Annotated in this window: 1 protein-coding gene; it reads left to right on the top strand. The window is 60.6% G+C overall.

What is annotated here, in order from left to right; all coding sequences use genetic code 11:
- A partial coding sequence (locus BG74_RS18365; RefSeq protein ID WP_244267488.1) for an SIS domain-containing protein occupies positions 1-371 on the top strand: 371 nt, incomplete at both ends.

Raw genomic sequence — 371 nt, 5'->3', positions numbered from 1 at the left:
CTGGCTATGCGCGCGAACTAGACACCTTGCTGCCGCTTTTGGCGGAAAGCCAGATTCCGGTGATTGCGCTGACCGGTAATTTATCGTCGCTGCTGGCCCGGGGAGCCGCCTGTGTGCTTAACATCAGTGTCGAGCGCGAAGCCTGTCCGATAGGACTAGCCCCGACTTCCAGCGCGGTAAACACGCTGATGATGGGAGATGCACTGGCGATGGCGCTGATGCGCCATAGGGGCTTCGGGCCGGAGCAGTTCGCTCGTTCACACCCTGGCGGCAGCCTAGGGGTCCAATTACTTAACCGCGTGCACCATATGATGCGCCGCGGCGATCGTATTCCGCGCATCGCCATCCAGGGTACGGTAATGGATGCGATG

Source organism: Sodalis-like endosymbiont of Proechinophthirus fluctus (genome assembly GCF_001602625.1).
Taxonomy (GTDB): Bacteria; Pseudomonadota; Gammaproteobacteria; order Enterobacterales; family Enterobacteriaceae.
The sequence above is the reverse complement of the archived record's forward strand: the minus strand, read 5'-3'. Positions and strand labels throughout refer to the sequence as shown.